Origin of the sequence: Cupriavidus necator A5-1 (assembly GCF_000744095.1) — a bacterium.
Classification (GTDB): Bacteria; Pseudomonadota; Gammaproteobacteria; order Burkholderiales; family Burkholderiaceae; genus Cupriavidus; species Cupriavidus necator_A.
In genome coordinates this window covers 304,935-330,739 of sequence record NZ_JQLI01000008.1, presented here as the reverse complement: position 1 = coordinate 330,739, position 25,805 = coordinate 304,935, and the positions used below count along the sequence as shown (strand labels likewise).

Below are 25,805 nucleotides of genomic sequence, written 5' to 3'. Positions count from 1 at the left end.
GCTAGCCGCTCTAAGTGCTGATATCGCTTAGAGATTCAAGGCTCTTGCCATACACTACATTTGGAGTATTTTTTCCTCAATTCAGGTCAGGAGCTATTCATGGTACGCCCCGTCGCCATGGATGATGAGAATCCACGTTGGCCACGATGATTGAGCCAGGGTAAGAAGGTCGCGCAGCTTATCGATGAAGGCATTGCTGGCAGCAGAGACTACGCAGCGACGGAAGTAGGACTCAAGGATGTTGGGCTCGCTTCCCGGACAGCACGAAGGTTTGAGTCGCTATACCGCTTTCTCTTGCGCGTGTATCCTGCGATGTTGCGACGAAGGAAAGTCTTGGCGGGTTCGACTGCCGTTATGGAGTTCATGAAGTTGCATGAGCACTCCGCCAAGCTCGCCGATAAGGTAGTTGCGGATGTTCTTTCTGGCATCCTAACCCACGACAAGGTACGGGCTCAGCGCGAAAGAGTAATGCCCTCAACGGGAGATACAGCGCGCAAGTTTGGAACTGCTAAGCGCATAGCAGACTTCGAGCATATGGCGGTTTCCCAGATCCGGCGAAAGCCGGAGTTGCTAGGGCTAGCCAAGAAGGGTCGAGTCGAACTACCAGTCCCACGGAAGCCGCTCTTTCCTGATCTCTTGTTCAAGCAAGGTGATTGCACAATTGCCGTGGAGATTAAGGCGGCAGGGCCGAGGCGTGACAGCTACATTGTTGGAAGCTATCTGGCTCGTCTTGCGCAACTACTGCAACGATACAACCGGGCTATCCTGGTTCTGCCAGGAGGATGCGAAGAGCTAGCCCAAGCAACAGTAAAACTCCAGCGGGAATGGGGACCAGCAGATATATCGATAGTCTGCCTATCGGAACCTAGGCCGCGAGTGTTCGAAGTCCGTACTACCGAGCTTGGAGCCTGCCTGGCTTTCCAGCCTTCTAATCGATAATGCCCTCCCAGATAATCGTGACAGCACATCCGAAAGACTACTTGAGCCGCTTCGTTCCCGTTGACTGAGACTCAGCGTACCTGCTGCCACCGTGGACGAATGGTAACCGGGCGATCACCTTGCGCGCTTCGTGGTCGAAGGCATCAAGCAACTTGATCTGAGCGAACTGACGCGCCAATATGCGGGCCGGCGCACCATCCGGCAGTGTTGTGGGCCTGCTGATCTACGGCTATGCCAACGGCGTGCACTCCAACCGCAAGATCCAACGCGCGACATACGACTCGGTGGCCTTTCGCTACGTGTCACCCGGCATGTGAGCCAGGCGCGCAACGACAAGCGAAAGAGCGTGCCCATACTGGAGCAGATCGTGGCGTTGCCCGCGACGCTGGGCGAGGTGGCGGGCGCACGCACTCAGCAGCTTATTCTCGCCATATCGATATAGCGCGTTGTCATTTGATGCTGCCTCCGGAATCGCAAGCTACAGCGCACACTGGTGCCCCATGCGCAAGCACTCCCCCAGTAGTAGATAGCATTCCGACGCTACCATTGTCGCTCCACTTCCCGGACTGCCACCTCGCTTGCCTGTTGTGAGTCCACAAGGAAAATCGGTTCGAGTATAGCGACGAAAGGCCATAGCCTCGGCTTGCGGATGTACTTCGCATCTGCATGTCGCATGCATGGGGTCTACTGGGTTATCAGTCCAGGGGTTGCTAGTGGGACGCCATATTGCGCCCCGGCCTCCATAGGACATGACGGCAAGACCACACACCTATCACCCCTGGAGCTTCATTGACTTTGCGTCCGCGTTCGCTGCAACACCGGCGAAACGGCATCGCTCTACAGTTCTATCTGGCAGCCCCAGATAAGTGGCTCATACGCAACTTTTTCAACAATCCGACTTCGGTGTCGGAGGGCGTCGCGAGGCTTCATGTGTGAACTCGCAACCAGACTTTGATGGTTTACTGCTGCCCATGATTTGCATTTGAGTCGGATAACTGCAACGTGTAGAATTGTGGCAACTCAAATTACTGCACGCGCTCCAGACACTCCAGCGCCGCAAAGACACGCTGCCATGGATGTACTTGTGCTCACAAACTGCACCAGTAGGAAGCGCGGCCGGATGACTTCAGGCTCTTCGGCTAGCTTACGTGATGCCTCCTTCTCTGAAGTCAGGTCCGTAGCTGACCTCGCTTGCCTGTGGAAGAAAGAGCTCTCACGGTCCGCCAACCATCAGCTCGCGTCCGATCTCTACCTAGGCAGATCTGTTGTCGACGCCCGCGCGACCGCCAATTTGCTAGGTGCCCGCCTCGCTTTCGTTTCTGCCGGCCTGGGGCTCACGCACGCAAGTGCGGAAGTTCCCCTCTATGACCTTACAGTGTCGCCCGGGGTCGGTTCGATCGCACCCGCGCTTGCGAATCTCAAATCGACGCCTGCGGATTGGTGGATGGAACTCAACGCAGGTCCTGCAATAGCGCGGCTTGTCTCCGACCAAACTACCAAGGCCGTCCTCCTGGCGTTGCCCAGCGGTTACCTCGAAATGGTCTCGGGCGATTTGCAAGGCTGCGCGGAAGATTGCGCCGAGAAGCTGAGAATCTTCACTTCCGAGAGAGGACGCATTGCTGTTCCGGAACACCTCAGGCGCTGCGTCATGCCCTATGATGATCGGCTTGAAGCCACCGCATTCCCTGGGACGCGAGCAGATTTTCCGCAGCGCGCGCTTCGACATTTCATCGAAGAACTGCATGGTCATCGCCTTTCGCTGGAGAAGGGGTTCTCAGCAGTGACATCGGCCTTGTCGGGCCTGGTAGCCCCCCAGATTCCTCGTCGAGCCAAACTGGGAGACGAGGAAATAGCTCAATTACTACGCAGAAATTGGGAAGACTTCGGCGGCAGTTCCACGCAATTGCTGCGATTTCTGAGGGACGAGGCACAGGTTGCTTGCGAGCAGGGTCGGTTCCGTCGGATCTGGCATGGCCTGTGCCAGGAGTTCGCTTCGTGAGGCGATAACGCAGTGACCACAAACACCAAAGAGATCGTCGTTCGCGCGCTCCACACAACTCAGGGTGGTGGCGTGGACGTGTACGCGTTCTTCATTGGCGGAGCAGACATCACGAAACTGGCTGATATCAGCCGCATCGAGCGCGACGCCAAGGATACCCTGAAGGGGTTCCAGAGGCCCGAGATCCGTAGTCACGTAAAAGGCATCGTCGAGTACCTCAACCAGGGAAACGTGCTGTTTCCAAACGCCATCATCCTGGCCATGTCGCCAGACGTGCGGTTCGTAGCTGCGCGTGGCTCCAAGCCAACTGGTGACATGGGCATTTCGCAGGCGGGGACGCTGACCATCCCGGTGTTCGAGGAAGGAGCCCGCGTTGCATGGATCGTGGATGGGCAGCAACGATCTCTTGCATTGGCCCAGGCCAGAAACTCGGCAATTCCAGTACCTGTGATTGGGTTCGTGTCCGACAGTATCGATATACAGCGCGAGCAATTCATTCTGGTCAATAAAGCGAAGCCGCTACCGACTCGATTGATCAACGAGTTGCTGCCCGAAACTTCTGGAATACTTCTCCCGCGCGAACTCAACGCGCGGCGCGTGCCATCGGAACTATGCAGCCTGCTGAATCGGGACCCCCACTCCCCGTTTCACCGCCTCATCAAGAGAATGACGGATCGCTCGGTCTCCACAGCGGTGATCACGGATACGGCCGTCATTACGATGATACGCAATAGCCTCAACAATCCGCTTGGTGCCTTGGCAGCGTATAAGGCAGCGCGCGCGAATGAGGCGGCGGATGTCGAGGCAATGTATCGCGTTCTGCTGACGTTCTGGTCAGCAGTGCGCGACGTCTTTCCGGATGCATGGGGTTGCGATCCACGTCAGAGTCGCTTGATGCATTCCGCCGGTATCGAGGCAATGGGCGTGCTCATGGACCGCATCTACGCAAAGCTTTCCGGGGTTAGCGAAGACTACAAGACGGTTCGCGGCGAGTTGGAAAGTGTCGCCCCCCGCTGCGCCTGGACCAAAGGCCATTGGGAATCGCTGGGAGTGGGATGGAATGAAATCCAGAATACTCCACGAGACATCAAGAGATTGCAGGATGCGCTGGTGCGCGCCTATGCCAACCAAGTAAAGAAATGAAGTTCTTGTACTCCGACACGCAGGACTACGTCGATCCGATGTATGACTTCCAGCAAGACCGAAATGCATCCGGCCGGAGGCGCTATTGGGATGATTGCTACGCGCATGAGCTCATGGAACCTGCGCCTTATGATGGGCTTCTTGTCTCCATGAGTGCGGTCCGGCAAGCGGAAGGCGTTGCCAATTCCAAAGTGAGATACTCGACCGCTGAGGAGCAGCGAATGCTCCGTGACGGTGCTCGGAAATTTCTGCGCTTTGGCGGCCCGAAGCATAAGGACAAGATGCTGATGGGTGACTGCGGCGCATTTGCATACGTGGAGCACCCTAAGCCAGCATACTCCCCGGCGGAAGTGGTGGAGTTTTATTCGGACGCCGCGTTCACGCACGGATGCGCCCCCGACCACATTATCTTCGCCTGCGACACAAGCAATCCGCCACGTGCAGAGCAACCCCGTGATGTCACGGACCGCTTTGACATTACCCTCTCGAACGCCGAAGAGTTCCTTCGATTGACGGAAGCGGAAGGGTGGCCATTCGAGCCTCTGGGGCCGATCCAAGGTTGGTCGCCAGAAAGTATGGCGGAGGCGGCCGTGGCATTGGAAAAGATGGGCTACCGCTACCTAGCTGTGGGAGGCCTGGTTCCATTGAAGGTCGACGTCATCCACCAGGTACTGCAAGCGATTCGCAAGGCCATCAAGCCGGGGACCGACATTCATTTGCTCGGATTTGCGAAAGCCGACAAGATCCAGGAGTTCACCGGCTACGGCATCACGAGCTTTGATTCAACGTCGCCGCTGATTCGCGCCTTCAAGGATGCGAAGGCAAATTACTACAGCAGTAATGGAGATGGCACGCTGGACTACTACGCCGCCATCCGCATTCCACAGGCGATCGAGAACCCCAGGCTGATGCAGGGCATCAAGCGGGGCATTTTCAGCGCTGAGGATCTTCTCAGGCGCGAGCAGCATGCCCTGGAGGCCATACGTGCCTTCGACAAGCGACGAATGCCGCTCGCGACGGCGCTGGATGCCCTCACCGACTATCAGCGCTTCCTGACTCAAGGAGAGGCCATGTCGGAGGAGCAGCGCGAACGGGAACTCAAGAAGCAAAGAGACCTGATGGCGAGGACTCTCGAAGCCAAGCCGTGGAAGCAATGCGGGTGTCCGATCTGCCGTGACGTCGGCGTGGAAGTCATCATATTTCGAGCAAGTAATCGCAACAAACGCCGTGGGTTTCACAACCTCGGCGTCTATCACAAGCACGTACAGAACATTCTCGAGGAGCGCCAGTGAGCACTTTCCGATTCAAGGCCATTCGGGCGCAGCAAGCCAAGGGCCATGACGTCTTTTCCTTTGCAGCGACTCCCGAACAGGTTCTGGCGTTCTCCGAAATCGAGCGGATCGGGCGTACCGAAGACGGCCACCTGAAAGGATTCCAACGGCATCAGGTCGCCTCTCATATCAAGGAAATCCGGGACTACCTGAACCGCGATGATGCGCTGCTGCCCAACGCAGTCATCGTTGCCTTCATCGACGGTGTGCAGGTAAAGGAGCTCGGCGACGGCCTGGTCAGCGTAAAGATCAACACGGGGTCAGGTAAGCCAGGCTTTGTAGTGGATGGCCAGCAGCGTCTCACTGCGCTCGCCGGCATCAAGAAGCCGGGCTTCCAGGTGTTCGTGTCGGCACTGGTTTGCAAGGATTACAACGAACTTCGGCAGCAGTTCGTCCTGATCAACAACACGCGGCCATTACCCAAAACGCTGATCTACGAACTTCTGCCCAATGTCGAAGGACTTCCCGACCGGTTCACATCGCGAAAGTTCTCTGCCCGCATCGTCGACCGCCTGAACTATCAGCGGGGCTCGTCGCTGTTCGGCGAGATTCGCCAGCATACCAACCCGCAAGGTGTAATCAGCGACACGGCCATGCAGCGCCTGGTCATGAATTCGACCTCGGACGGCGCCATCCGCGACTTCATCAAGGAGGAGGACTTTGAGGAACTGTCCATCTCCCTGATCGACGAGTTTTTCGCAGCGGTCGTGGAGGTGTTCGGGCCCGAGTGGGTAGGCATGGTGCCAAGAACGTCACGGCTCCGCCATGGGGCCGGCATCGTCGCAATGGGGTTCGTCATGGAACTACTCTATTCGATGGAAGGCGCGAGACTGAAAGACGAGTTCGCGCGAGGACTTGAACTGCTGAAGCCGTACACTGCCTGGACCAGCGGTACCTGGGAGTTGTCGCAGAACGATGTTCGTCCATGGAATGGCATCCAGAATACGCCATCGGATATCGATCTGCTTGCCAACTACCTGACCCGCACACTCAAGCGCCTTCTCCGTAAACCCCGTCGCATTGCCTAATGGGTGAAACTATGCATCAGCGAGCACTGGTTCTCTTTTCTGGTGGTCAAGACTCTACGACGTGTCTGGCGTGGGCCCTCCAGCGGTACAAGCATGTCGAGACGATCGGATTCGACTACGGACAGCGCCACAGCGTGGAATTGGAATGCAGACAGACGATTCTCCGGAAGATCAAGTCTGCATTTCCAAACTGGGCGGGGAGGCTTGGCGAGGACCATATGCTGGACCTTGGCGTTCTCGGCTCCGTGAGTGACACCGCCCTGACGAGTGAAAAGCAGATTGAGTTCAACGCCTCCGGTCTGCCGAACACCTTCGTTCCCGGCCGCAATCTGATCTTCTTCAATTTCGCGGCTGCGCTCGCCTATCGGCGAAATCTGCCCGTATTGGTTGGAGGGATGTGCGAGACCGACTATTCCGGCTATCCCGACTGCCGTGAAAACACGCTGAAGTCTCTCCAGGTCGCGCTCAGCCTTGGCATGGATTGGCCGCTGCTAATCGAAACGCCGCTCATGTGGCTTACCAAGGCGGAAACATGGGCCTTGGCGGCAAAACTGGGAGGGCCCCAGTTCGTCGATCTTATTCGATACGACGCTCACACCTGCTATGTCGGCAACCGCTCGACAAGCCATACGTGGGGCTACGGATGTGGGACTTGCCCTGCCTGCGAGTTGCGCGGCAAGGGATTTGAGGAATACCTTCAGGCCGCTTCGCGATAACCAGGCGTCGTGACGACTCCACCAACAGCACATTGACGCCGATGAGATACGAGGTCAGTCAAAAATTCTACTTTGAGGCCGCACACACGTTGCATCGCGAGATCGATGCCGAGGGGAGTCGGCGCATTCACGGGCACACCTATCATGCAAAGGTAACAGTGAGCGGTGTGCCCGCCGCGGGGTCCGGCATGATCGTGGACCTCGGCATCCTCAGGCGTGAAATCGACCGCGTGCGCGACATGCTCGACCACCGTTTCCTCGACGAGATAGGTGACCTGGGCCCAGCCACGCTCGAGAACCTGTGCAGCTTCATCGGCAAGCGCCTGCGGGAGTCGCTGCCCCAGATCGTTCGTATCAGTGTCAGCCGCCCGGCCAGCGGCGACGCCTGCACGCTGCATCTCGACTAACTATCGCACCGGCTGAATCGCGTTCAGAACGGTTTCCACGATTCTCGTCGTACCGGTTCCCGGCACCTGCCGAAGTGCGTCGTCATCGCGAATCGCGCTCTTGATGCAGTAGAAAGCCTGATGCGTCGCGACACTGGAAACGAAGACGACATATTTTGCGTGACTTGTGTGTTGGCGCAACCGCTGGGTGCATTCTGTATCGCTATTCGTCGTAACGTGCAACCGGGGCACCAGCGTTCTCAGCACGTTCGCGGCCCGCTGTGTCGCCTGGCTGTCGAGGCTGTACAGCATGACACGCGTTCCCTCGTCCACCGCGTCCACCGCGTCAAGCGTAGCCATGCCGTCTGCTTCCGATGCCATGGTGAACGACACTTCATGGGCAAGCAGCAGCAATAGTGCCTTCTGCGTGGGCGCCAGGCGCGCCATGTACTCCTGTCCTGCCACGAGGACGCCCATCATCAGGCGCAGGCGCGCGTCCTCGCTTCGGACGGGGGCGATCATCAGGCCATCCATCAGATCGAGCCCCCATCCCATGGAATGCGGGGAGCGCACTTGGGTAAAGATGTCTGCCAGCCGCTGCATCAGCGCCTCGTATTGCTCCGGCGTGGGGCCCGCCATGACGAGGTGAAGCGCCGCCCGCTTGATAAGCTCCAACTCGCTGTCAGGGAAGCGGTCGCGGACCTGCATCGCTTCGATCAGGCACCGATACAGCGGGATGAATCGCACTTGGGGCGCAGTGCGCTCGACAAGCCATCCGAACCAGATCGGCAGAAGGGCATCAAAGGTGCTGGCGTTGCCGAGCGCTTCGTCCTCCATGCTCTGCACCAGGTTCTGCACCATCGCGTCGTCCAGATGGGTAGAGGCGTCGGTATTCGCCAACTCCCGCCAGTATTCGACGATGTCTTTGACGGCGGCCTCATCTTCCGGTTCGGTACGAAGCTGCGATGCCAGGCTCGCGGCCGGCTTGCGCCCAGCCAGACTCCGGACATCGGCCAGTAGCCGCGGCCGCTTTTGCTGGATGGCGTCCTGAAACGCAGCGGCGCCCGCTTGCACGCGGCCGATGACGTCGTGTGCACGCACGGAATCGTCGATCTCTTTTGCACACCGTAGCAGCGCGGCAAGGACCTCCATGCTGTCGGGCAATTGCCAGAGCAGATCGTAGGCATCTTCATAGCGCTCGAATTCCATGCTTTTTCGGGCGGCTTCGAGCCCATGCCGCGGCGTCAGCGCCGCGATGCAGTCCTGGACGGAAGTGGTTGCACGCCCGAAGGCATCATCGCCAAGTTCGGAAAGCCATTGTTTGCATAGGTCCGCCGACGGTTGCGCCCGCGACAGTTCGTGCAGCAGGAACGACTTGAGCGCCGCCGGCCGGCGTGAACGGCCAAGCGTGCGCAGCAGGTGTCCGGTGCCGGGGCGTACCTCCTGATCGAATTCTGCGATCAGGCGCTGCGCATTACCCTGCTGCTCGAGCGGACGAAGGTGTACCTCATAGAGCGCGTCCCAGATGTCGCCGAACGTCTCCGGTGGCAAGCGGATCTTCAGCAAGTGCGGGAAACTCGGATGCGCGAGGATCTCTTCCCATCGGCCGAAGGCAGCCGCGATGCGAATGTCGAGGAATGCCCGGTTCTCCGCGCTGAGGCCGTGGTGCTCGCGCAGGGCCGCGTAAGCCGCCCGCACGTCGTGCTCCTGTTTCGCAAGAAGCGCCCGATCGAGCGCCGCGCGCCGCTGCGCGAATGTCCGGGGTTCCAGCGTGCGGCGAACTGGCCGACGCTGCAGCAGCGCCCAATAGGTCCTCCATTGTCCGGCAATTCTCGCCTCGTAGGCAGACCGGGAAGCGATGAATGGGACGGGGAGGAAATCATGCCGCGCGAGGATCGCGTCAGCGGCGGTCGCCGCGTCGGCGGCCAGGTCAAAATCGGCGTAGGTGGGCCCGATGAATGCGTGCAGGTCGGCACGCAGGTCGCGCTGGCTGGCCTTGTCGCGCGCGCAGGCATACCATGTGATGCTGTCCCCTTCGTTGGCTTGGAAGGGCAGTAGAACGGGAAGGTCGTCAGCGCCCTTCAGGCAACGCCGGATGGCGTCCACTAACTCGGCGGGGACGACTTTGCCGTCCGGCAGGCTGGCCGCGCCGGTCTCATTTTGCGGTGCAACGGGATTGGCAAACCGGTTTGGTGGCGCAAAGAACGCGTTTAGGCATTCTGCCGCCGCCGTGGCATGCACCGCTTCAAACTCAGATCCCATGATCAAGGAACTCCATCTTGGCCTGGGCCACGTGTTGCGGATCGAAGTCGATGGTGATGACTTCTTCATTGAGCGAAATGCCGCGCTCGGTGAAGTTCATGGACCCCGATATCAGCACATGATCGGTCAGGAGGCTCTTGGTATGCAGTGTCTCGCTTTCGTTCCAAGTGCATTTGTCCTGGAGGCCGGCGTCGGACAATACATTGAATAGGCGCCTGTGAAACGGCTTGTTATGGCTTTCCTGGCGAACGCGAATGTCCAGGGCGGTATCGTTTGCCGCAATGGCCACCAGCACATCGATGAGGCGAATCTCGCGGCGGCCCCATTCGGGATTGATCCCATCGAAGCTGCCCATGGAATTGTCGAAGATGACGATGTTGCTGATCCACGGCGCCAGCAGGTGAACCGTTTGGCTCGGCGCCAGCAACTCTTGCGCGAATACGGCTGCAAGCGCTTCCCGCGCCGCCTCCGGCGCAGACGTGGCCGACTTGAAGATGCGGCGGAATGTACTCATGCGGAGTCCGGAATCGAAAAATGCAACTCGATGATGTCTTCCCTGCGCTTGACGGCAGACAGCGTTGCAAAGACGTTGAGGTAGTCGAAGTGTATGGGTTCCACCGTGAGCGTACGGACGATGGCTGGCACCATTTCCCCGGCCTGCGACGCTTCGACGGCCACCACCGTCTGCGATTCGGTGGCGAGCTGCTCGCGCGCGATGTCTTCCCATCCGGGCAGGGACGGATCGAGCGGGGCCTTGCGCTGGGTCAGCCACTGTTCGAGCAGCAGGCGCTCGGTGGAAACCATCGGCGTGAACCGGTTCGACACGGCCAGTCCGACTGCGCGCAGGGCGTGCCCTTGCGGCCACAGCAAACCCATCAGGACGCCGAAGCGCCAGCTCGCGCGGCCGGTGTCCGGCAGTCGCATGCCCATCTTTTCGAATGCCACATCGAGACGCGCGTCGTCACTGAAGATGCCGCACACCACCCGCACGTCGATCTCAACACCGAGTTGCGTCTCGAGCGCCAGCCATTCGGCATGAATGCGGGCGATCAACCTGTCGATCTCTTCCGGACTGTTGGGCCGCAGCAGCCGCAGGCTCACAGCCACGGAGTAGCCATGGAACATGGCTTGTCCGCGCCGCACCAGTTCCGCGCGCAGCTTGGCGAACTCTGCCTGGGCCCTCGTCGGGCTGGTGGAGTTCCGCACGCGGCTGACCGCCTCGACAAGCCCGGCATCGGGCGTATCGCCACTGATCCAGCCCACCAGTTGCTTCAACTGTGCATTGGTGCGTTCGACATCGCTGACATCGAGTGCGGCCTCGACGTGCCGGTAAAGGCAGTCAGGACGCGCGGCGAGCAATTCGACGACCTGCTCGATCATGCCGTTGCCGCCCGGACTGGTCTCGGAGATCCAGATCTCGGCACGGTCGGGGAGCGTGCCATCCAGACGAATACCAGGATCAATGTCGACGATGAGGCCATCGGGGTCAACTTGTGGACACGCCTGCTGGATAGCATCCAGGAACGCCGCGCCCAGCGTCGTGCGAAGCGTTTGGCAAAGCCACGCTTCCCATTCCTGGTCGATGGGATCGACCAGCACGCGGGCCGCTTCCCGGACAGCCTGACGGACGGTGTCGTCCCGCAGCGAAGCATCGAGCGCCTGGCGGAGCCGATCGGGCCCATCCTCGCCGGCCTCGACTTCAGGCAACTGAAAAACGGCGGCCAGCACATTGAGGAGGACATCCATCTGTGCGCCGGTGGCAACCGCGTCCAGCGCCGCTGACAATGGCACGTTGGTCTTCCTCGCGACGAAGATGGCGGCAATCTGGAAGATCTGCGCGATCCATCCGCGCAGGAACGAGTTAGGCACCGCCTCGACGAACGCCGGGCAATGCTGGGCCTCCCAGTTGTAGCGCGCCGCCCGCGCTGCGCGCACGCGCGCGGCATTCGACCAGTCGATCGTACGCTGGATTTCGGAGGGCAGGTCGAGAACGATCACGAGCGCGTCGGCGTCGATCTCGAAGCCGACGCCGCAAGGCTGGCCGTCGTTCTGGAATTGCCAGTTGACCGTCAGGCGATGCGATGCCCCCTGCCACCTCATGCGCATTTCCGCTTTCGAGGCCACGGCATAGCGCCGGACCAGAGCTGCCGACTGGCCGGCATGGGTATGCGCGACAACCGACTTGACCAAGCGGCTGATGCCGATGTGCACTGGCGGAACGAATACCGCTCCGTCCTGCGGAGCCTCCAGGTGCGAACTCCAGGTCAGTTGCGCATTGGACAAGTCGCTCACCTCCGGCACCTGCGATTGCCGGAAAGGGAGCAATTGCAGCTTGGCGGCGACCGGTCGGAACGCCCGACAAGCCACGACCTTGCCATCCTCCAACCGGTGGAACATTCGCTCCGCCTCGGCCTCATACCATTCGGAAACCTCCGCACCCTGCTCCAGGATCGACTGGCCGTCCTCAAGGTAGCCGATCAACGTCTGCGGCAGCACGCCCAGCCAATGGGCACGGTCGAAGCGGCGCGAAACCTTGCCTGGCGCGAACTCACCCAGCCCTTGCTGCACCGGCAGATACTCTGGCGCCGCAACGTCAGGCAGTTCGAGGCGCATTTCCGGCAGGCTGAGATCGTCGAACAGGCTGGCCGGAATGTACTCCGGCAGCGGATGGCCGGCGTGATAGTCGCGGCACGACTCACCATGCGCGCGCCAGTTTGATGACAACCGCCGCAGGGCGGTGGGAACGGCGCCTAGCAGCAGCGGACGCGGCTGATTCCACAGCAGGACATCCATTTCCTCGCGATTGATCGCCAGTCGCTTGCACAGCGATTGCGCGAGGCTCTCCATTACCGACGTGTCGGCGAGCATCCGGGCGAGCAACGCAACGAGACGTCGCTGCCGCAGATGTCCTTCCAGCCAGTTGGAACCTGCCCAACGCACACTCGCTGTGGGTGAAGGAACAAGTTGCAGCGCCTTGGCGCGTAACTGGGGCCAGGCAGCGGCAAGGGCGTCCAAGTTACCGCTCGCCACGAGTTGCTTCAGTTCCGCCACCTTGTCGGCGGGCCATGACTGAAGACGACTGGCGTCGACTGGCCCCCCAAAGTCCCGCCATACGGCACTCCCGAACCCCTTATTCGTAGCGTCGCTCTGAGTCAGGTCGCCCAGTTCGTCGAGCAAGGCGTAGACGGATTGCATGCGCTGGACATAGCGGTTTGCCAGCGGCAACTGGCGCGGCGGCAGTTCCGGATCGAAGAGTTGGTCGTAGGTCTGATACGCGAGCCGGTCACGGCCATAGTCCGTCAGCACGACAATCGTCCACGGCCGCATATGCCGCGTGCGCCCTGCGCGCCCCTTCCGCTGCAGGAACGACGCGATGTCGCGTGGCGCCTTGTGCTGCACGACCACGCCCACCGCGGGATCGTCGAAGCCCACTTCCAGCGCTGCCGTGGCGACGACCACTTCGCTGTTCTGGCTCACGCCAGAATCGTAAGCGGTGGTCCGGCCGATCTCCAGTCGCGCGCTGAGGTCGTGCCCGATGTCCTGCGCCACCCGCCAATCCTGCCCCGCGTGATAGCGCCGCCCCGCCGGATCGACGCGATTTCGCAGTCGTGCCAGACCACCGTCGGGGTGCTTGCGCGTATCTGGCGAGCCATATTGATTTCTGCCTTCTGCATCCTGCAGATTGCGGTACAGGCGATTGGCGGCGTCAAGTTGGTCGGTAAAGGCAAACGCCCGCCACCCGAAGAAGGGCCGCGCGCTTTTGTCAAATTGCTGGCGCGGATCGAGCAACCTCCCACCCAGCATCAGTGTCTGGATGGTCGTGGACAACAACGCCGCCTGCGAAACGGGGTCGCCGCGCAAGGCAAGCAGATACTCCGCGCCCTCGTCGGTGATATCACCTTCCTGAGGCTTGATTTCCTGTACAACCGTCTCGCTCAATCCGGTCAGGCCTGCGAAGAAGCGCCTGCCTTCAGCAATCGTTGCCGACAGGCCGACGAAACTCGAGCGCCTGCCGCTCGCAGACCACCATCGCCGCATCAAGTAGGCAACCTGTGCACCGTAAGCGCCGGCATAGAGGTGCACCTCGTCCATGAGGACCAGACCGGGCGCCTCGGTGACATTCGGACCAACGCCAAACAGGTGGCGCATTTCCGGATTGCAGAGATGACGATTGAGTGTCTCCACGGAGGTGAAGAGGATGTCAGGCGGGCTCTCCGACATGGCCTCGCGCGTGAACGCCAACCGGTCCTCCCGCACGCTGTGTCCGCAACGCTGGCAAGCAAGACGCTCAACCCCGTTCTTCGCGTCAGATGCCGACACCGCCATTTCCGCGCCGCAACCCGACGTTGGGCACCGGAAGAACGGACAGATTGCCCCGCCCTTGGCGAGTCGCCATCCTTTGTGCTTGGACACACTCTGCAACTTTCGGGGCGTCTCCCCATAAAGCACGCCAACTCGAAGCGGCGAGCCGCCCCGTGCGCCGATCCAGTCATCGAACTTCCGACATTGATCGTAGACCTCGGCCAACTGGTCTTTGAGCAATTCATTGCGCGGATACAGTGCCAGAACGCGCACCGCCCTGCCTTTCGGCTCGGCAAGCCTGCGCTGCGCTAGCCACGCCAGCGCCGGCAGATAAAAGGCCAGCGTCTTTCCGCTGCCGGTTCCCGCAGACACTAGAGTGCCCGAGCGCGAGTCGTTCGCGAGTCCGCCGAGGATACGCGCGGCCGCGTCGACCTGGAAGCGCGACATCCCGGCGCCCGCTGGCATTTGCTGCAGCCAGTGCAATAGCGCGGCCAGCATTTCGGGGGCCGTCACGCTATCGCTGAGCGCGGCCATCACGGCGTGCCGGTCCATGTCGCGCTTCGGGTAACGCCGGGCGCGCCGCAAGAAGCGGTAGTCCGCCACCAGCGTGGGCGCCGAGGCCCAGCGGGTATCGCCGGCGTGTTGCGGGAACAACTGGCGCAGCCGCGCGATCAGTCGCACCCCCTCCGCCATCCGGGTGCGCCAGTACGTTCCTTCCAGAGTGGGGCCAGGCACGTCGAACAGCATGCCGAGTCGCACAATCTGCTCGCGCAAGTCTCGCGCAGTGACGATGCTGCATGCCGGGTCCTGGCGCACTGCCACGTTGCGCGCATCGTCCAGCACGCGGCGCAATGCGTCATCGACTTCCCTAGTATCGAGAGCATTGTCGACCAGGCCCCAAACCAGCGCGCGCGCCTCGATCTGCTCGAGTTCGTCTAGGCCGCGTTCGGCGAGCAGAAGATCGGGTGTCAGCGCCATGCGTTCCCCACACGAAGCCTGACGACGAACCTTCCCCAGTCATCATGGCTCTTCAGCCATATCAGGACCTCTTCCGTCATGAGATCCAGCGTCGCGCCGCCGGCTTCGATCGCCTTGAAGAACTTTTGTACGGCGACCGGCGCCGGCGTCAGCGTCGCATGGATCTCGCGCAATTGCTCAACGCACGCCCGTAACTGGTCCGCGGAGCCTTCGTCGGCGGGCATCGCGGTGCTCCTGAGCGCGGTGTAGCGCGCATGGAGTTCGCGATAGCGCGCCAGTACCCCTTCGTTGGCGGGCGTGGCGGGAATGCGCGATGCGACGGTGTTTGCGGGTTCCACTTCGCCCAATTCCTGGATCAGCAGGCGCCAGGCCGCGCGGATCGCTTCTTCGCGAAGCTTGTTTGCACTCTCTGCCTTTGCCAACAACTGTACCCAGAGCTCATCCTCTGCAAGTGCCTGAATACTTCCGCTTACCTGCAGGCGTTGCCGCGCCTCGGAACACAGGGCCCGGACCGACTCGTCGGCATTCGCCAATTGCGCCGAGGCGAAATCATCGAGGCGAAGATAGCCCGCCTTCATCCGCAACTGCGCATGTTGCCGCTTGCGTGCTGCCCACTCGACGCTTCGCTCCTGAATCACGGCCAACTGGTGACGCAACTGATTCGCGCGTGCGACCTTTTCGGTACCGGCCTGCGCCTGCCGGGCTTGTTCAAGCAATGTTGGCATCATTCCCCCCATGCCAGATTGTCCACCAGTGCTTCGTGTGCCTCGATCGCGGCCTGGTCGTCAAGCGATCTCGTCTGCATGCCAATGCGTTTGTCGAGTGCAGCAAGAAATCGCTGCAAGAGCGTAACGTCCTTGTGCAACGCGATTAGCTGCGGTAACGGCACGGCGGACAATGCCAGCATCCGGCGATGGGCTTCCGGACCTTCCTCGGCCGCGAACATCGAGCGAAGGCGTCCAATCGTCGATTCAATGGTGGCGCCAGACAGGCGCTCAATCGCGCCGTGCAGTTCGCTTGCAGCGGGGCCATCGGTAGGAAAGACTCCATCCTCACGCGCGCGCTGGAGGACGGCTCGCATCGCCTCTCTCCACGCCACGCGCGCGTGGTTCTCGCCGAACGCCTCGACCACCGCCGGCAAGTACAGTTTGACTGCCGCGCCCAGTTGACTCAGAAACGCGTCAAAGTTTTGCGGGGCAAGTCGCTCGAGAATGTCTCGCACGGCTTCGCTCTCCCCCCCCCCAAGGCCGAATGTCCATTTTTGCGGCACATCGAACTTCATCGCCTGGCGCAGTCGCTCGGTGTCGATCGCCAACATCGTGCTCCCCCGGCTTCCCTGAAAGCATGCAAAAAAATTCCTGAACTGAGCCTGAAGTTCGGAGCGGCCACCTGTCGCACGGCGACGCGACTCCAGCGCGCTGCGGCCAGCGGCTTCCAGTCCATCCTCCGCGATATTCGCTTCGTCAGGGGCAGTGGCCAGAAGATCCTCAAGACCGGGATTCGCCGGCCGTTCGGCGATGCCCAGCAGCAGGTTCTGAAGATGCAGGGCCCGCGCCGCAATGCCAGTATCGCGCACTGCCTCGCCCAGCATCAGGTCGAGCACCTGCCCTTCGAGGTCGCCGAGCAGCGCGCTGGCAGCCGCGTAATCACTTTCCGCATTGGCGTAGTTCCACGACCTGTTGTTGCTGTCCCACCGGTCCAACGCCTTCAGGCCAACGATGACCCGAGGTGAAATCGGGGTGTCTGGCGGCGAGATCCGGATCATGGGTCCGAGCGTGGGGTTGCTCGCGCTGATAGCGGGCGGCATCCACAACCAGGCAGGGTTCACTTTCTGGCCGTGCAGGCACCAGTCGTCCGCGACAAAGCGCTGTGAGAGTGCTGCCACCAGCAATGTTCGTGTCCGCCGCGCGAAATCATTAGGCAGGCGCGTGTCGTACGTCCAGGTTTCAATGGCCTGCGCGTAAGCGCTGACGGGTTGCGCAAGGGGGGGAGGGGGATTTACAACGGCGACAGGGGACGTGGCGCGCCCCTCTACATCATTGGCGTCGCGCGCATGCCTGGGATCGACGGAAGTCGACGCGCCCGCGTTCGCCAATAGTGCGTCCGACTTTGCCTGCGCCGGCATTTCCCTGTCCGCCTCGAATGGCCAGCGCACGGAAAATGCATCGAACACGGCCCGAGGCACGTGTGGCGCCATGGCCAGCGATTGCGGATTACCACCCCAATGAAACAACGCGGACTTCACTCTGCCCGCCTGCTCCGGCGCCATGCCTTGATACTGTAGCGAGACGACTACTTCGTTCAGCAGTGCCGGATTGCGGAAGTCGGCTGGCGGGAAGTTCCCCTCCTCGAAAGCAAAGCGCTGCTGCAGCGTCTGTCTGAGCACCTCGTTAATAAATGCCCGCGGATTGAACGTCCATGCGTTGCCGATCTTCAACACGCCCGCGGCGAGCGAGCGGACTGCCGCCGCGTTGAACGGAAACAGGCTGTAGCCCGCAGCGCTTTCGCCAAATGCGCGAAGCGTGTCCGACGACGCCGCGTCGAGTAGCGGTTCGTACTTCGGCACCCAGGAATAGAGGTTCCCGAGATCGAGGCCCGCGCCCATGAAGTCCGCGCGCAGTTTTTCAACACCCCAGCGGGCAGCGTTGAGGTAGCGGCCCGTCAACTCGACCAGCAGTCTCGCAATGGTGTCCTCGCTGATCCCCTCGCTCGGCACCACCCACTGCTCGCGCGCGCGCGTGAGTACCGTCTGCCGCCCCGCGAGGAAGCCGTCGGTGACCGCCACGGCGGTACGAATTGGGGCGCGCACAGGGACACCATGCTCGTCACTTTCGGCGATCATGATATCGAGCAAAGGTTGCTGGATGCCAGACAGCGCCGCCAAGTCCTCGATCAGCAGCACCAACTCCTTGCCGTCGGCAAGCAATTGCTTCCGGATGTCGTTAACGACTTCCTGGATAGTCCGCTGCTGCAATGCCTCGGTAAAGCGGAAGATGGTCCGCAAGGCGGGGTCCAGCACTTCCTGCAGCACCTCTGCGGCAAGCGTCAGGTTGACGCCATTGTTGCTTGCCAGAAATCGCAGTGCCTGCTGCGTCTCGTTAACCAATTCCAATCCGGCCGCGGCGTCCGGCACTGCGAAGTCCGCTGCCTGAAATTGCCGGTTCACCGGATCGGCCGTTCCGCCAAGGCTGGCGCCGAGGATGCGCGACAGCACGCTCCTGAACCACAGATCCCGAATCTTTGGATCGCGCATGAGCACCCGGAGTTTGCGGGCAGCGTCAATGCGAGGTCCGAGTGCCATGCTTCGGGCTGCCTGAGCTTCCTGTGCCAGCCTCTTTGCAAGTCGCTCGAGTTCCTCGGCCAGCGCAGTGGCCAGCAGTTCGGCCGCCATTTGCGGCTCCAGCGTCTCGACGACCCGGCCAAGGCCTTGTCGGAATGCCTCGTACTCCGAGCCGCCGAGCGGCTCGAGAATCAACTCCACCACGCGACGAAGACTCGCCGTCTTGGGAATCGACACCACAACCATGCCAGAGCGTCGTGGATGACGATCCAGTTGCGCGCCGAGCCAGCGGACCATGTGCGACTTGCCCACGCCCGAAGCGCCAGTCACGGCCACAACCACCGCGCTGCCATCGTCGGCCGGGCGGAGCAATGCTTCCAGCAAATCGCTTTCGGTGGCATCGCGCTCGACGCCTGCCTGGGCTGCGCGCCGCTTCAGTGTCACCGGCACGTGTACGGCTAGCAGCAGCGCTTGGTCGGCGGTCTCGGCTTCCGTGCGCAGGCACTCGTCCACATGCGCGGGGGACGGCCAGTAGTCGATCAATTTGGTCATCAGCGCACTCCTGCCCGGGGTCTTTCGATCCAACTGAATTCAAGGTCGTTGCGAATGCCTTGCTGGCCCGTCAGCGCGATAGAAGTGTTCACGTCCGACCGGCGCAGCAACTGCAATTCGCCGGATTCCCGCAGATTGAGCAACGCGCGCGACAAGGCCGTGGACAATTGCCCCGATCGCAATGGGGTCAGCGCGTTGGGATCGAGGGCGGCACGCATTTCGCGCTGCCAGCGTCCATTGTCTATAACCGGCAGTTTTCCGGCCAAACGGTCGACGAACCCAACGGCGTCGATGCCTTCGCCTTCCTCCAGCACGCTGGGCAAGACATCGCGCACCGCCACCGTCGGATCGATGTCCGCAAAGGGCTCATGGCTGAATCCGAGAAAACGCGCCCAGTACCGCAAGCCTGTGCGCCGCGTGCCGTTGCGCAGCAGCCACTGATTTTCATCGAGCAATTGTCGTGACTCCAGCGCTTCGAAGGCCCCGAACGGCGTGCAATAAATGTTTTGAGCGAGCATCCAGGCAAGGCCGCGAGTCAAGTCGGCGGCCATGGCGCCTTCCAGCGCCCAGAAGTCGGGATTGTTTTCGGAGGCCAGCACCCGTGCACAGGCGGTCCGGCGCGTAAATGCCAGCAACACCTGCGGGCTGCTCAAGGATACGGGCGGTCGCTCGTTCACCGTTATCGCGCCGCCGCTCTCCTGAAAGAGGCCGAGTTGCGTCCATCGGTTGAGAGTCTGACGCGCCTGTGTGCCGTCGTCCTGCACTACCTTCGGGGGTGCCACGGTGTCGAGCAATTCATCGATCGGAATGGGCTTGCTGGCCCGCAGCACCGTTGCATGCAACTGCACCAGGACGTTGGGCAAGCCGTCGTTGGTGATGTTCAAAAGGCTCATGTTCTCAGGGCTTGGAGGACGGATTCTTCATCGGTGTGCGCCAGGACGCTCGGCCACGCCCGGTCGGGGCGCTCGGGGTCCCGGACCGTGCGGGGAATGATCATCACGGTCATGGCGCATTCCGACGCTTGCAACACGGTATGCAGGGCTTGCGGTACGGTTTCAGCCGACCAGACGATGAGCCTGACCTCGTCCTTCCCTCCGGCCAAGTCATCGGGAGCAGCCTCGCTGAAGGTGTCGATGAAGGCGTCGGTTTGCAAGCGCCGCAGGCGCGCCCGCAACGCACGCACCAATTCTGGCGGCGTCTCGTGCGCTACGGCGATGGTGTGCGGCCGCAAGCGGCTTGCCAGCGCATCCAGCAGTCCGGGCCTAGGCGCCTGCAATAACTGGCAGATATCATCCACCACGACGAACGACAGATTCGGAAGGGTCCGAGGCAGCGCACGCAGCACTGTGTCGGACAGCGGTCGAACCGCAAAGCAGGGCAAGCGGCCCACGAATGGCGTGACCTTGGCGGCACCGGTCGGGCGTGTGCCCCAATGCGAATGGCAGCCCCCGCAATAAGCGCGAACCGGTCCCCACGCATTGGGCAGGGACAACCGGTAGAGCGTGCTGAGCGCCTCGTCGACGGAACGTTCGTTGCGCGCGATCGCCATCATCAGTTGAAACGCCTGATGGCTCGCGCGCCTGGCTTTCGCCCGGGCCTCGTGCATCATCGCCGCGAAAACCGACGGCACTCTATGATCGGCGTTCGGGATACGCACTGCCGCATAGGCGATAGCTGTGTCGGATTCCTTCAGGTCGCCCTCGATTTTTCCGAAGGCGTCCGGTCGCGTGGCGCTGAGCGCTGTCACTTCGATCAGTCCTGCCGACGCCATCAGGGTGAGCGTGCGCAGATTCCAGAGAAGATTCGACTTACCACGAATCCTGAGTTGCGGCCGCAGGCTGTGCAGATCGATCCAGACTTCGCCGGATCCCGCGCCCTGGACGATCGGCTGGTTGATCATGGTCGTCCAGCGCTCATATCCGAGCACGTTACCAATGTAATTTGCGCCCGCCATGCGCATCGCCTGCCTGATGTCTTCAGTCGCATAGAGCAACAGGCTTGCCGACGCGACGCCATCCCGGCCACTGCGTCCCACTTCCTGATAGAAGCGGTCGAGAGACTCCGGCAGCGTTGCATGGACAATGGTGCGCACATCGCTCTTGTCCACACCGAGCCCAAATGCCGACGTGGCGATCATCCCGTCGAGCTTGTTGTCTTTCCATTGATCGAGCCGCGCCTTGCGGGCATGAGCCGGCGTCTCGCCGGTGAACGACGCTATCCGCTCGAATCCCTCTTCGCGTAGCAAGCGCAGCCAATCTTCCGCTTCCGCCGGCCGCGTGACATAAAGGATGAATGGCCGGGGCGCGGCTTTCAGGGCGTCGACGACGCACTGCTGCTTCTGCGCGGACGTGTGGCAAAAGTGGGATGCATAGCGCGGTTCCGGTCGCAGATAGACGCCCGAGATCAGCGTGGTCTTCTCTGCCGGCCCGAATTGCCGCTGCAACACCTCCAGCGTATGCGGGGTGATGGTGGCGGAGGCCAGCGCGACGCGAATCGCATGCGGTGTCAACGCGCGCAACCGCGCGATCAAGGCAGGCAGCAACTGGAAGGCCGGCCGGAACCCGCTTCCCCAGGTGGCGACGAGGTGCGCTTCGTCGATGACGACATGCGTCAGCCCGCCTTGCTTCGCGCAATCCTCCAGCAGCGTGCGAAGCGAGCCGGTGGCCGCTTCCGGCGAAGTAAAGATCAGACGCTGCGTGCCATTGTGCACTCGCCGGAAGACCTCGGCGCGCTCCTCGGACGTGAGATCACCGTGAAAGGCCAGCGCATGTGCCTGCCAGGCCGGTTCCAGTTGCGAAATGAGTTCGGCCATGCGACTGCCCTGATCGATGGCCAGCGCTACCGTTGGCACGATCGCCAGAACGAGACGGCCCTGACCGTTCAGCAGTGGGGGCAGTTGCGCGAGCAGGGATTTGCCGTTGCCCGTCGGTAACGCTACGATAAGCGTCGTGTCCGACGGCATATGGATCAGGCTGCGGACCGCCTCGCGCTGGCCCGCGCCCTTGAAGGACGGCGAGCCAAGCAAGTCGGCGATAAACGGTTCGGCCGGCACCGATTGCTGATCCAGCGCCTGGATGTGATCGAAAGCATCATCGAACAGGTCGCTTTGGCCGCCCAGCCACGCCAAGCGTGGTTTCGTCGCCTGGATATCGAGATGGCTCGCGAATGCCGCCACGCGAAAGCCCGCGCCCTCCCATGTCTTACTGTCAGGCCAGCCCGGTCTCGTCGGTATGGCAAGCCAGTCGCCTCCGCCCATTCGGGATTGCAACAACATCCACTGCCGGATCAGCGAAACCAGTGCAAGATGCGACCTCGGCGGCTGCGTTGCAGCATAACCCGACAACACCTGCCGCAGGCGTTCCAGCAAGGGACTCGCGCCGCGCGCTTCGAGCAGGCGCGGAGCAGACGACCATTTCGCGAGACATTCACGGAGCGCCGCGTCGCCAAACGAAGTACCACTCATGACTCGGAGAGGCCTTCGGCGGCTAAGAACACAGCACCTGCGACATCAAGCTCTAGCGACGGGCGGGCGAGCGCATCGCGTATGGCAGCGTGGAGTGCATCGTCGGTCGACATGTCTTCGCGCGCCAACTGCTTCTGCGCCCCCTCCAAGCGCGCAAAGCGCGACTCCGCCTGCGCCCGCCGCATGGCGAATTCCTGTTCCACCGCATTGAGGGCACGAGCGATATGCTGCTGGCAGGCCGCGGATCGCAGTGCCGCCGCCTCCGCGTGCCTGCGAGCTTCATTGCAGATGGTGCCCCAGTTTCGCATCCAGGTCGAATGGACGCCGGCGGGCAACTCGCGCCACCGCTTTGGATTCAGGTTGAAGTCGCGCCGGCCGTCTTTCCAGTTCCTCTGATATGGCGCGGTAAGCGACTCAGCCGGTTCGGCAATGACCGCCGCCATTCCGTCGACCCATATGCGCACGAACAGCGGGGGAAAGTACGCCTGCGACTGGCGCAGGAGCGCGCTTCGGGCCATGGTATTGGTGCCGGTCGGGTCGTCGTCCTGGCCGAGCATGCCGAGCGCCGGTCGGATGACAAAGTCGAAGCGAAAATGGAGATCTGCCCCGCTCGAATCTTTTACCTCGTAGTTACGGTCGGCGCGCCACATCGCAAAAGCGCGTCCGCGGTCGTCCTGCGTAGCAAACTGCTCGAGCGCGGCGACGAACGGATCGCCAATGCGCAACACCCGGACGCCCTGCGCACGTGCAGGAGGGGTCAGAGCATTCTGTCGCCGGAAGACGTACCGATAGGTAAGTGGCGACTGCGAAGTGCTGCCATGGGCCGTCAGATCGACACTCTGAAGAAACTGGCGGAGGTAGCCACGTAACGGAATGAGCGTTCCACGAGCATTGCCTGGCGGCACGTAACCGATCCGGAAAGCCTGTTCCCCGATGACGGGCAATTGTGCTTCCGGGCGCATCTGAAACCCCAGCAAGCCGATGGCAAAATCGTTGAAAGCCGTCTGCCAGTCGCGCCACGCCTCATCCTGCTCACTCACGTCATCGAAGGCCGCCGATTCCGGCTCGCTCAAGGCGTCCAACGCGTCTTGCTGGTCGATCTGCCGCAATTCCTGTTGCACGCGCCCCTCGGGACCGGCAAGCCACACGAGATGGTCCCGGATTGCTTGCGTTCCCTCCGCAAACCAATCCTCGGCAAGCTTCTGTGACGCTGATTCGATCAGATATTGCAGGCTTGCTACGGAGCGATCGAATACCCGCCACCCGGTATCGAGCGTTTCGATCCAGGCCGCCTCGTCTGGGTTGGCTTCATCCAGCAGGGCGTGGGAAACGATAGGATCGCCCGAACCGAAGCGGTCGAGACGACCTAGACGTTGCTCGCACCGGTTGGGCGACGCGGGCATGTCGAAGTGAATGGCGATCTTCCTGCCGCCGTGCAGGTTGACACCCTCCTCGGCCCTCGCATCGCAGACCAGGACGCGAACATTCTGGGGTGCCGCGAGAAACTGCCGCCATGGCATCGGCGTATGGGCATCGTCCGCGTCGTCGAAATCAATATGCACTTCGTGCCGAACCACCTGTTCGTCGAACAGCCGCTGCAGGTGCGCAGCGGCCCGGTCGGCATCCTCGCGCTGACTACAGAACACGACGACCTGGGCGCCGGGTGCTTCCAGCGTCTGCCTGACCAGGACTGCCAGTGCGTCGAAGCGCGTCTGCCCCTCGCGCATCCGCGCCGCACTAGCGTCGAGGGCCATCGCAATGCCGCGCGCCTCCTCATCCTGCACGTCGAACTGTTCGAGCTGCGCGAGAAAGCCGGTTTGCTGGCGTGGATTCACCGCACACTCCAGCAACGCGGACCGCAGCGAATCCGTCAACGCCTCCAGATTGACCAGGCAATAGCGGAGTTCTTCGATCCGGCGGTGCCATCGCTCCGTGCCTTCGCTACGGAATGACACGCGCTTCAGGCCAGCACGCCGTGGCGTCGCCCATTGCACCGCCGCACGGCGATTGCGCACAAGTCTACGGTGCAGGCGGTACGATTCGACGAGATGCGTCTTCAGGTCGGCAAGCGCCGCCGTGTAGCGCTCGTCCTCCTCGTCGGGGAACGTATCAATGACGACGCGCAGGGCCTCGACCTTTTCCATCAGGATGCGGTCGTTCCCATAGGCTTCCTTCAGCCGATCCAGGTCGGCCTGCAAGCCCCACAGGTTTTCCGGCTGCAGGGCGGCGACCACCTCCGCTACGACTTGGCGGGTTGTAATGCGACGCTGGAAGCCAGCAAGATCATCCAGCGGAAAATTAACGGGATCAAGCAGGTGCAGGACGCGCAGGAAGCCCTCCGGATCGGAGAGAACTGGCGTCGCGGAAAGCAGGAGGAGGCGGGGAATCCGTTGCACATGGGCCTGCAGCAGACCGTAGAGCTCTCTCTGGCTTTCGCTCTCGAGGCGGGAAAGATGGTGTGCTTCATCGATGACGAGCATGCCTGTGTCGGGCAATGTTTCCCTCAGTGACGTCAGGTCGTCGCTGCAGATCACATGAAGAAAATCGCCAAACTCGTCGCCCAGACCGAATCGGGTCGATAGCTCTTCGCGCCACTGCGGCACGAGCGCGGCGGGTGTCAGCACGATGGCTTTCGCGCTTTGCGGCAGATCCAGGAAGTACTGCCGGATAATGACGCCAGCCTCGATGGTCTTGCCCAGTCCCACTTCGTCGGCCAGCAGATAACGCTGCACCGGGTCGGTCAGCACCCGGCGCATGACCTCGAACTGGTAATCGACGAGTTCGATGTTCGCCGATAGCGCCGCCGTGATGCCCGAGGCCGCTGCGTACTGCAGTGCTGTCTGCCGGACGAAGGCACTCCGTGCGTCGGCAAGAAACGGCGTTTCAGTAGCCTCGCTGATCAGCAAAGGAAGCGGGTCGCGCAGCGGACGGTTCCACCTGACCTGCAAGTCGGCCGCATCGACATTGATCGCTTCCCCATTGGGGAACTGAACGAAAAGCGTGTTGCCATCGCCGTCCAGTACCCTTCCCGCCTGCCAGCGGCCAGAGCCATGCCGCCTATATACCCGTGTCTGTTCTGGTAGCGCAACAGGCTTGATCCGGGTCAGCGCACATTCGACGACTTGCGGCATTTCCGCGCCCGGGGCGTCAAAATATTGCACCCGGCCACGACCCGCCTCCGCGCCGAGAAACTTGCCTACTCCCCAGGCTGCATAGGGGGGCTGACTAGTCTGCACAAAAGCGCCGACTTCTAAACGAACTTCCACCATTTTTTTTCTCGAATAGAAATGGAGTTCATTGCACTCGCACATACACCCATTGGGCCTTGCGCCGTCAGTAATTTCAGCTCTTTATGGCTGTTGACCCGTTTGCGTCTATTTTTCCTTAAGCGTCTCTCTCCCGATTCCGCACGCTAGCCTTGCTGCG

The 25,805-nt window shown here is 61.5% G+C and carries 14 protein-coding genes and 1 pseudogene; 7 read left to right on the top strand and 8 right to left on the bottom strand.

Annotated features, from left to right (window positions below; genetic code table 11):
• Nucleotides 1-1,019: 1,019 nt before the first annotated feature.
• The 7 genes and pseudogenes from K307_RS46575 to K307_RS25610 all read left to right on the top strand — a co-directional run.
• Nucleotides 1,020-1,244: pseudogene (locus tag K307_RS46575) on the top strand (transposase); the annotation flags it as partial.
• A gap of 1,139 nt (nt 1,245-2,383) precedes the next feature.
• On the top strand, nt 2,384-2,938 hold the full coding sequence (locus K307_RS48050; RefSeq protein ID WP_155301282.1) for a hypothetical protein: 555 nt from the start codon (nt 2,384-2,386) through the stop codon (nt 2,936-2,938).
• A 12-nt stretch (nt 2,939-2,950) separates the two neighbouring features.
• Nucleotides 2,951-4,081: a DGQHR domain-containing protein DpdB gene (dbpB, locus tag K307_RS25630; protein ID WP_042883670.1), complete on the top strand. Its 1,131-nt coding sequence runs from the start codon at nt 2,951-2,953 to the stop codon at nt 4,079-4,081.
• Complete coding sequence (dpdA, locus tag K307_RS25625; protein ID WP_042883669.1) at nt 4,078-5,373, top strand: tRNA-guanine transglycosylase DpdA; 1,296 nt, start codon at nt 4,078-4,080, stop codon at nt 5,371-5,373. The genes dbpB (K307_RS25630) and dpdA overlap by 4 nt, the downstream gene beginning before the upstream one ends.
• Nucleotides 5,370-6,440 (top strand): DGQHR domain-containing protein DpdB, encoded by a 1,071-nt coding sequence (gene dbpB / locus K307_RS25620; RefSeq protein WP_042883668.1) that lies wholly within the window; start codon nt 5,370-5,372, stop codon nt 6,438-6,440. Before dpdA ends, dbpB (K307_RS25620) begins: the two co-directional genes overlap by 4 nt.
• Nucleotides 6,440-7,156, top strand: coding sequence for a 7-cyano-7-deazaguanine synthase QueC (gene queC, locus K307_RS25615; RefSeq protein WP_042883667.1), 717 nt, complete (start codon nt 6,440-6,442; stop codon nt 7,154-7,156). Before dbpB (K307_RS25620) ends, queC begins: the two co-directional genes overlap by 1 nt.
• Before the next feature lie 41 nt (nt 7,157-7,197).
• Nucleotides 7,198-7,563, top strand: coding sequence for a 6-pyruvoyl trahydropterin synthase family protein (locus K307_RS25610; protein ID WP_042883666.1), 366 nt, complete (start codon nt 7,198-7,200; stop codon nt 7,561-7,563).
• Here K307_RS25610 and dpdD read toward each other — a convergent pair whose 3' ends face one another.
• Genes dpdD through dpdE form a run of 8 tightly spaced genes read right to left on the bottom strand, consistent with a single transcriptional unit; the run spans nt 7,564 to nt 25,648 of the window.
• Entirely contained in the window at nt 7,564-9,804 is a 2,241-nt protein-coding gene (gene dpdD / locus K307_RS25605; RefSeq protein ID WP_042883665.1) for a protein DpdD, read from the bottom strand.
• Nucleotides 9,794-10,318, bottom strand: a complete 525-nt coding sequence (gene dpdK / locus K307_RS25600; protein WP_042883664.1) for a phospholipase D-like domain-containing protein DpdK — start codon at nt 10,316-10,318, stop codon at nt 9,794-9,796. The genes dpdD and dpdK overlap by 11 nt, the downstream gene beginning before the upstream one ends.
• Nucleotides 10,315-15,084, bottom strand: a complete 4,770-nt coding sequence (gene dpdJ, locus K307_RS25595) for a protein DpdJ (RefSeq protein WP_042883663.1) — start codon at nt 15,082-15,084, stop codon at nt 10,315-10,317. The genes dpdK and dpdJ overlap by 4 nt, the downstream gene beginning before the upstream one ends.
• On the bottom strand, nt 15,075-15,821 hold the full coding sequence (locus K307_RS25590; RefSeq protein WP_155301281.1) for a hypothetical protein: 747 nt from the start codon (nt 15,819-15,821) through the stop codon (nt 15,075-15,077). The genes dpdJ and K307_RS25590 overlap by 10 nt, the downstream gene beginning before the upstream one ends.
• On the bottom strand, nt 15,809-18,916 hold the full coding sequence (dpdH, locus tag K307_RS25585) for a protein DpdH (protein WP_042883661.1): 3,108 nt from the start codon (nt 18,914-18,916) through the stop codon (nt 15,809-15,811). The genes K307_RS25590 and dpdH overlap by 13 nt, the downstream gene beginning before the upstream one ends.
• A complete protein-coding gene (gene dpdG, locus K307_RS25580) occupies nt 18,916-19,809 on the bottom strand; it encodes a protein DpdG (RefSeq protein ID WP_042883660.1) in 894 nt (297 codons plus the stop codon). Before dpdG ends, dpdH begins: the two co-directional genes overlap by 1 nt.
• Nucleotides 19,806-22,379 carry a protein DpdF gene (gene dpdF, locus K307_RS44575; protein ID WP_080745230.1) on the bottom strand — a complete coding sequence of 858 codons (2,574 nt, stop codon included), beginning with the start codon at nt 22,377-22,379 and terminating at the stop codon, nt 19,806-19,808. Before dpdF ends, dpdG begins: the two co-directional genes overlap by 4 nt.
• Complete coding sequence (gene dpdE, locus K307_RS25570) at nt 22,376-25,648, bottom strand: protein DpdE (RefSeq protein ID WP_042883659.1); 3,273 nt, start codon at nt 25,646-25,648, stop codon at nt 22,376-22,378. Before dpdE ends, dpdF begins: the two co-directional genes overlap by 4 nt.
• Nucleotides 25,649-25,805: the final 157 nt, after the last annotated feature.